The organism is Pseudomonas sp. GM84 (assembly GCF_000282535.1).
Taxonomy (GTDB): domain Bacteria; phylum Pseudomonadota; class Gammaproteobacteria; order Pseudomonadales; family Pseudomonadaceae; genus Aquipseudomonas.
The window spans coordinates 1-3,842 of sequence record NZ_AKJC01000339.1 but is presented as its reverse complement, the minus strand read 5'-3'; the positions used below and the strand labels follow the sequence as shown (position 1 = coordinate 3,842).

3 protein-coding genes are annotated in these 3,842 nt (G+C 64.5%); 1 reads left to right on the top strand and 2 read right to left on the bottom strand.

The features are described from left to right. Window positions 1-37: 37 nt before the first annotated feature. Window positions 38-1,489 (bottom strand): MDR family MFS transporter, encoded by a 1,452-nt coding sequence (locus PMI38_RS24520; RefSeq protein ID WP_008100236.1) that lies wholly within the window; start codon window positions 1,487-1,489, stop codon window positions 38-40. A gap of 352 nt (window positions 1,490-1,841) precedes the next feature. Here PMI38_RS24520 and PMI38_RS24515 point away from each other — a divergent pair, with 352 nt between their 5' ends. Then, a complete protein-coding gene (locus tag PMI38_RS24515; protein WP_008100234.1) occupies window positions 1,842-2,711 on the top strand; it encodes an isocitrate lyase/PEP mutase family protein in 870 nt (289 codons plus the stop codon). A 41-nt stretch (window positions 2,712-2,752) separates the two neighbouring features. Here the strand turns inward: PMI38_RS24515 and PMI38_RS24510 are convergent, their stop codons facing one another. After that, the gene (locus tag PMI38_RS24510; protein WP_008100232.1) at window positions 2,753-3,652 is read right to left on the bottom strand and encodes a LysR family transcriptional regulator; all 900 of its coding nucleotides are present in this window, start codon (window positions 3,650-3,652) and stop codon (window positions 2,753-2,755) included. Window positions 3,653-3,842: the final 190 nt, after the last annotated feature.

Genomic DNA, 3,842 nt, shown 5'->3' with positions numbered 1-3,842 from the left:
TTGCCGGCGATTGGGGCGCAAAGCGCCCCCAAAAACCCTACCGCCCCCGCAACTGCCGGTCTGGCAACGCCAACGCTGCCAACAACCCCACCACGGCCACCGCAGCGCTGCCCATCAGCAGATGACGGAACGTTTCCAGCAGCCGAGCCTGCATCGCAGGCTCCGGCTGACCCGCCTGCAAACTCCCCAGCAACGGGTTACCCAGCACTTCAAACCCACCCTGATGCAGCAGTGCCAGCAGCAGGCTGGACATACAGGCCACGCCCATGGCCCCGCCGAGGGAGCGGAACAGGTTGGTGGTGCTGGTGGCCACCCCGATGTCCTTGATGTCCACTGCGCTCTGCGTGCCCACCAATGAAGTCGGGAACTGCAAGCCACAGGCGATACCGGTCAGCAGCATGAACACGCCGCTGAGCAGCTCGGCCTGCGGTGGCGTGATGGCCATGGCGAAGATGGCTACCGGCATCAATACCGCGCCGGCAACGATCTGCGGCTTGTAGCGTCCGGTGAAACTGGTCATGCGCCCGCCGGTGAAGGCGCCTATGGGCAACCCGATGGCCAGCGGCAGCAGGTGCAGCGCGGCGCTGTCGGCACCGGCGCCGGTAATGCCCTGGAAGCGCAGGGGCATCAGCATGGTCAATGAGATCGACTGGAAGCTGGCGAAGAAAATCACCCCCCAGCACAACACGGCAACCCGGTTGCCGAACAGTTCGAGCGGCAGCAAGGGCTCCTGGCAGCGACGTTCATGGCTGATGAACAACACCACGCCAATCCCGGCACAGCTGAACAGCGCCAGCACCGGCGCCGCGTTCCACGCCTGGCCCTGGCCGACCAGCGTGATGCCCAGCAGCAGGCTGCCCAGGCCGATGATCAGCAACAGGGCGCCCACGTAGTCCACCTTGGCGTTTCGGCGCTGCGCCGGCATCCCGGCCAGGGCCCGACGAATGGCCCACAAGGCGACCAGCCCCAGTGGCAGGTTGATCCAGAATACCCAGCGCCAGGACAGGTACTCGGTCAGCCAGCCGCCAAGCACCGGCCCGGCCACGCTGGCCACGGCGTACATGCTGCTGAAATAGCCCTGGTAGCGGCCACGCTCGCGCGGCGGCACGAAGTCGCCGATGATCGCCTGGCTCACCGACACCATGCCGCCCGCGCCAATGCCTTGCAGCACCCGCGCCAGTACCAGCTGCTGCATGTCCTGGGCCAGTGCGCAGGCGATCGACGCCAGGGTGAACAGGCTGATGCCGGTGAGGATCATGCGTCGCCGACCATACAGGTCACCCAGCTTGCCGTAGATCGGCACGGCCACGGTCATCGCCACCATGTAGCCGGAAATCACCCACGCCAGCAGGCCGACATCGTTGAACTGGGCCGAGATGGCAGGCAATGAGACGGCGACGATGGTCTGATCGAGGGCGCCAAGGAAGATCGCCAGCATCAAGGCGGTAAGGACGTTGCGCAGGACGGTGGGGGGCAGGGCGGCGGTCACGAGGCTTACCTTGGCTGGGCGGGCGCGATAGGCAGGGATTGTAACCTGACTTAGGTAGCTTCCTATGTACTATCTGCATCGCCTATGCAAGATCGGCATTGGCGCATTCATCCAGTGCTGCATGGCCGCGTGATATCGTGGCTTTACCGCAGAGGCTGAAATCCGGGGCTCGCACCAGCGTGGTGCACTACAAAGCCGCCGGTTTTTCCTGTCGCTGTCTCCCACACCTTTTATTCCTCTGCCTGCATGTCGAGCATGACCGCCCAGATGGCGACGGTTGGAACAGGTCAGGTAGACCCGATTCAGGGGTCGGTAGCAACCGTTCTATTTTTTACCTATTTGCGGAGTGATCATGCCCAGGGCTTCCCATCAAGATTTGCGTATTGCCTTCCGCGAGCTGCTCGCTTCAGGTTCCTGCTATCACACCGCGTCCGTGTTCGACCCGATGTCGGCGCGCATTGCCGCCGACCTGGGTTTCGAAGTCGGCATTCTTGGCGGCTCGGTCGCGTCCTTGCAGGTGCTGGCGGCGCCAGACTTCGCCCTGATCACCCTGAGCGAATTCGTCGAGCAAGCCACCCGCATTGGCCGTGTGGCCCAGCTGCCGGTGCTGGCCGATGCCGACCATGGCTACGGCAATGCGCTCAATGTAATGCGCACCGTCACCGAGCTTGAGCGCGCCGGCGTGGCGGCGCTGACCCTCGAAGACACCCTGCTGCCGGCCCAGTTCGGGCGCAAGTCCACCGACCTGATCCCGGTCGAAGAGGGTGTCGGCAAGATCCGCGCAGCCCTGGAGGCGCGGGTGGATTCCTCGCTGTCGATCATTGCCCGGACCAACGCCGGCGTGCTCACCACCGAAGAAATCATCGTGCGTACCCAGAGCTACCAGAAAGCCGGCGCCGACGGCATCTGCATGGTCGGGGTAAAGGATTTCGAGCAGCTGGAGCAGATCGCCGAACACCTGACCGTGCCGCTGATGCTGGTGACCTACGGCAACCCCAGCCTGCGCGACGACGAGCGCCTGGCACGTCTGGGCGTGCGTATCGTGGTCGATGGCCACGCCGCGTATTTTGCCGCGATCAAGGCCACCTACGACTGCCTGCGCCTGCAGCGTGGCCAGCAGAACAAATCGGAAAACCTCAGTGCCACCGAGCTCTCGCACACCTACACCCAGCCGGAGGACTACATCCGCTGGGCCAAGGAATACATGAGCGTCGAAGAGTGACTGGCGGGGCGCCGTTCAGCCCCATGAACGGCGCTCGAAGGCTAGTGGTCCCACTCGGGCTCCTCGGTGAACCGCTGCGCTAGAAAGTCCAGCATGCTGCGCAAGGTCGCCGGCATGTGCTTGCGCGAGGTGTATACCGCATTCAGGTTCAACTCCCGCGGCCGTGCCTCGGGCAGCAGGCGCACCAGTTCGCCCGTGTGCAGGGCCGTGGCGGCCTGATAGGTCGGCAGCATGGCGATCCCCGCCCCGGCCAGTGCCGCCTTTTGCAAGGTCATCGCTTCGTTGGCGCTGATGTTGCCGTCCACCGGCACCGCGACCTGCTGGCCGTCCACCTCGAAGTGCCACAGGCTGTGGCCGAAGTAGGTGTGGGTCAGGCAGTTGTGCCGGCTCAGTTCCTCCACCCGTAGCGGCGTGCCGTGTTCGCGCAGGTAGGCCGGTGCCGCGCAGACCACCGAGCGGCATACGGTAAGGCGTCGGGCGATGAGGTTGGGGTCCAGGTCGTTGCTGGTGCGAATTGCCAGGTCGATACGCTCGTCCACCAGGTTCACCGTGCGATCGAGCATCTGCAGCTCCACCTTCACGCCGGGGTAGCGGCGCACGTATTCGGCTACGGCATCCACCAGCTGCGCCTGGCCGAACGAGGTGCTGACGCTGATGCGCAGCTCGCCACGGGGTGCGTCGTCCGGTTGGCGCACAGCGGCTTGCAGGTCGCCGGCCAGTTCCAGCAGTTGGCGGCAGCGGGGCAGGGTCTGCTGGCCGGCGGCGGTCAGGCTCAGCTTGCGCGTGGTGCGCTGCATCAGCCGCGCGCCGACCCAGTCCTCCAGTTCTGCCAGGTAGCGTGAGACCACCGGTCGCGACAGTTGCAGATGATCCGCCGCCGCCGACTGGCTGCCCAGGTCGACGACGGTAACGAACACGCGCATGGCGTTGAGACGGTCCATGATTTGCCCGATTTCAGAAACAAACTATGTATGAGCATCGCATTTTTTGTAATGGATCGGGCAATTAAGCTGTGGGTCATTCCTTGACTGCGGGTGTTTGCGATGTCCCTTTTCACGCCTATGCGCGGCCTCTTGCTGGCCTGTGTTGCACTGACCGGCCCGGTGCTGGCCGCCGAGCCGTTGCGGCTTT